At 28.9% G+C, this 2,012-nt stretch carries 2 protein-coding genes; both read right to left on the bottom strand.

All coding sequences use genetic code 11. The annotated features are described in order from the left end of the window. Positions 1–265: 265 nt before the first annotated feature. A complete protein-coding gene (locus Q0921_RS24890) occupies positions 266–1,201 on the bottom strand; it encodes a tetratricopeptide repeat protein (protein WP_299261866.1) in 936 nt (311 codons plus the stop codon). A 215-nt stretch (positions 1,202–1,416) separates the two neighbouring features. Beyond that, the coding region (locus Q0921_RS24885) for a hypothetical protein (RefSeq protein WP_299261864.1) at positions 1,417–2,012 on the bottom strand (596 nt) is incomplete at its 5' end.

The following is a 2,012-nucleotide window of genomic DNA, read 5'->3' as shown; positions in this document are numbered from 1 at the left end:
ATAAAACTCCGTAATCCCAGCGTATCCCTCCGAAAAAATTGTCAGATCAAAATGGGACAATTGCACCTAACGTCTCGTATAAGAAACGTAGGGCGGGTAATAAGCAATACGTTTCATATTGGTACTAAGCCAAATATAAATATTTTGCTTTTATCTTTTTTGTTGAAAATGCCAAATTTTATATTTGGTGACTTTGCTAATAAACACTGGTATTTAGAAAAACCTAAACGCCCTATGTTTTTTATACCTTGTTAGGGACAGTTTTCTATCCGTTACAATGTTTTTTAATAAGTTCAGTTGGGTCTTCGATATTATACTCTTCTTTCCATTCAACTTGGTATTTATATCCGCTTTCAATTGCTTTATTCCAATATATACAAGCATTTTTAGTATCATTCATTGCATAATATGCATTTGCAATGTTGTTATATGCATACTTATTTGTATCAAAATTTTCATTAAATGAATTATCTAAATTTATCTCTAGTGCTTTTTTGAAATCCAGAATAGCTTCGTTAAATTGATTCAAATAATGTCGTGCAAGGCCTCTATTATTATATGAAACTTTATCGGTTGGGTCAAGTTTGATTGCCATATTGAAATCAATAATAGCTTCAGCATACTTTTTTAGGCCTAACTTAACTTTTCCTCTATTTAAATATACTCCTCTGTATTTTGGGTAGATTCTTATGGCATTACTATAAGATTTTATTGATAAATCGCTTTTTCCCCATTTACTATAAAGTAAACCAAGATTGAAATATACTGTCTCGGATAGATCATTGTCATCTAATGATTTTTGGTAATTTTTTTCGGCAATTTCGAATTTCGAAATATTTTCATAAGAAATCCCAAGACCCATCCAAGCTAGAGAATTATTTGAATCAATTTCGATTGCTCTTTCAAAATATGGTATTGCTGTTTCATATTCTCTGCGATGAATATATGCACTGCCTTTTACTCTATAATACTTTGATTTTTTTGAATTTATAGATATAGCTTTATCAATATATTTCAATACTTGAGATGAAAGAGAATCTGAAAGGGAGTTATGCGTAGCATTATCTATTATGCTATAAGCTTTATTGTAATAATTTTCTGCGTTTTCTGATGCAGTATATTTGTTTTTTAGAGTTCCGCACCCAATAATTATTGAGATAAATAGAAAAATAAAAAACAATAAATTCATTTTTTTATTCATTATGACTATTTTCAAATTGTCCCTAACGTCTCGGCTATGGTTAGTACGGGATTAAATTAGCATTTAATTTCGAATTAAGCACTTAGCCAAAACTTTTTATTTTGTTTTAATTTTTCATTTTTAAAGCCAAATCAAAAGATTTGGCGGACATTATAAAAATAGACTAAATTTTGGATTAACACCCAAACCCGTATTAATTATAGCCATTGTTGGCATTAGTTTTCTAATTCAATTATTATATTGTTTTCTGGATTCTTTTCAGAATATTTTATAGTTAATGTATCACCAATTTCATACTGATTATTAATGTCCTTTTTGGAAAATGTTTTATAACTTTCGTTTAGTACATTAAAATCACACTTAAGAAGCCATACTCCTGGAGTTCCGCTTTTTTTTCCGCTTTTAAATTTCTCAGATACAATTCCAAAAGTTTTTAATCCATTCTCTTCAAGTTGTTTATTTGATAAATACCCAGACCAAAATCCGAAAAGAGGACCTATTATAAGAACAGAACCAATAGAAATTCCTCTCTGTTTAATTTTTTCAAAATTGAAGTCCTTAAGGAATAATGATATCATAAATGGAATTAAAAGAAATATTATTAAGAAAGGAATCCAACGTATAATTCCTTTTTTAGCGTAGATAATATCATCCCCTAAACCAAAAAATAAAATTAATATTAGTCCTAGAATAGATGAGAAGTAAATTATTCTTTGCTTCTTCATAATTAATGCCAACGTCGTACTAAACTCAGCCTTAGCGTCGTTGATTAAATCGTTTACGCAGCGATAGCGAAGATAAACTATTTGAT

Origin of the sequence: uncultured Aquimarina sp. (assembly GCF_947496855.1) — a bacterium.
Taxonomy (GTDB): Bacteria; Bacteroidota; Bacteroidia; order Flavobacteriales; family Flavobacteriaceae; genus Aquimarina.
Note: the sequence above shows the minus strand (reverse complement) of the source record. Positions and strands in the feature narration are given on the sequence as shown.

What these genes read in the sequence shown, in the direction of transcription:
- Q0921_RS24890 (WP_299261866.1), bottom strand. Translation starts at nt 1,201, where the DNA reads ATGAATAAAAAAATGAATTTATTGTTTTTTATTTTTCTATTTATCTCA.